The following is a 2,165-nucleotide window of genomic DNA, read 5'->3' as shown; positions in this document are numbered from 1 at the left end:
CCCTTAAGCTCCGCGGGGCGGCGCGGCTGATCCGGGCTGGTGATGGTGTTGACCGAATCCATCACCTCGTAGTGCCGGTCCACGGCGGTCTTGGCGGTGAGGGCCATGGCCAGCAGCATGCCGCAGAATTCGACCGGTGCCGCGATGACGGCGGCGGTGGCGAAGAAGGCCACCAGCGAACCGATGCTCAGCCCGCCGTCGGCCGCCAGCATCACGCCGACCACCAGGCCCGCGCCGAGGGCCAATTCGGGCAGCAGCGTCACGACCAGGCTGAAAGCCGCCAGGTGCTTGGCTTTCGCGATCTCGGTCTGGCGCAGCTCCTCGGCCTGTTCGTTGAAGTTCTCGAGTGCCTCGCGGCTGCGTCCGAAGGCCTTGAGGACGCGGATGCCGTGGACGGACTCTTCGACCGTGGTGGCGAGGTCCCCCGCCTGGTCCTGGCTGCGCCGGGCTACCTTGCTGAACCGGGTACGGAAGCGGAAGCCGTAGATCATGATCGGTACCGCGGCGGCCAGGAAGATCAGGGCCAGCTGCCAGCTCATGGAAAACATCACGACGACGCCGATCACGACGGTCAAGGTGGTGACCACCAGCATGATTGCCCCGAACGCCATCCAGCGCCGGAGGAAGTTCAGGTCCGTCATGGCCCGCGAGAGCAGCTGTCCGGAGCCCCAGCGGTCGTGGAAGGAGACAGTAAGATCCTGCAGGTGGTCGTACAGCGACACCCGCATCCGGGTTTCCACGGTGGTGGCCGGGTTGATGACGAACTGCCGGCGGAGCGCGACGAGCCCGGCTTCGGCGATCCCCAGCAGCAGAATCACAGTTGAGGCGATCCAGACGGCCTGGCTGCTGCCGCCGGGACGCAGCCAGTCATTGATGAGCACCCGCAGCACCTGGGGAATGGCCAGGGCCACCAGGCTAGCCATCAAGGCGGAGAGCAGGCCCATGACCAGGCGCGGCATAATCGGCCTGACGTGCGGATATAGACGGCGAATTGATGAGAAGAACGGGGTCTGCTTGGCCATGCCTGCTTCTTAGCTGCAACTGCGAAAGGGATTACGCAACTGGATGTAGTTTCCTGTAGCAACTACCCTAGGCCATCCCGTGACCCCGTTCACAGGATATTGTCCAGTTCCGGAATCTCGCCCAGTAATCATGTTCCGCAATGGTGGGGTGGGGGTGGGTGGCGGGGCGGGGCGGCCGGTGGCGGGCGGTGCCGCGCGGTGCCGCGATGGGTGGCGGGTAGTGGCAGCGTGGTCTGGACGCGGGACGACGGGCGGCGTGGTCTGGACGCGGGCCGGCTGGGGGCGTGGTCTGGACGCGGGACGACCGGCGTAGGTCCAGGGTCGCCGCGGCGGACATGCCCGTTCTGCGCCGGCCCGAACGGACATGCCCATTTTTCCGAGGCCCACATGGACATGCCCGTCCGTTCTTGGATGCCACTTTCGAACATGCCCATTTTTCCGAGCTGGCGACGGACATGCGTGTTCTGCAACGGCCCAGATGGACATGCTCGTCTCCGGCGCAAGGTTTGTCCGGACATGCCCACTCCTGGCGTCGGGGGATGGACATAATGCCACTATGTCCATCCCTGAGTGCCGGGGATGGACATGTCCATTGCTAGGGACCAAGGATGGGCATGCCCGTCGCCGAGGTGCAGGACTGACGGGCATGCCCGAAGCCGGCGTCTAGGGACGGACATGTCCGATGCCGAAGTCCAAGGATGGGCATGTCCGTCGCCGAGGGGCAGGAATGATGGGCATGTCCGACGCTGAAGACCAGGGATGGGCATGTCCGTCGCAAGGAGCCAGGCAAGGCCCCGCTCAGGAACGTGCGGTGAGGGTGAGCAGCACGACTTCGGGCTTGCAGGCGATTCGGACCGGCGCGAAGCGGGAGGTGCCGATCCCGCCGGAGACGTTTACCGGCGTCGTCCTTCCGTTGCTTTCCCAGTCGTGGAGTCCTTTGGCACGCCACGTGGGCAGGTCGCAGTTGGCGACGAGGGCGCCGTAGCCCGGGACGCAGATTTGGCCGCCGTGGGTGTGGCCGGCCAGGAGGAGGTCGGCGGCGTCCTCGGTGAAGTGGTCCAGCACGCGCTGGTACGGGGCATGCGCGACGGCGATCCGCAGGTGCGGTTTGCCGTCCTGGCCTTTAGTGCCGCGGGGCCAGCC

The 2,165-nt window shown here is 66.2% G+C and carries 1 protein-coding gene and 1 pseudogene; both read right to left on the bottom strand.

The features are described 5' to 3' along the window. Positions 1 to 1,022 (bottom strand): ABC transporter transmembrane domain-containing protein (locus AC1DHD_RS15830; protein ID WP_476880625.1); only part of this gene is annotated, 1,022 nt, incomplete at its 3' end. 798 nt (positions 1,023 to 1,820) lie between these two features. Further along, positions 1,821 to 2,165 (bottom strand): annotated as a pseudogene (locus AC1DHD_RS15825) (metallophosphoesterase); the annotation flags it as partial.

The organism is Arthrobacter sp. 05L45_2 (assembly GCF_056397525.1).
The sequence above is the reverse complement of the archived record's forward strand: the minus strand, read 5'-3'. Positions and strand labels throughout refer to the sequence as shown.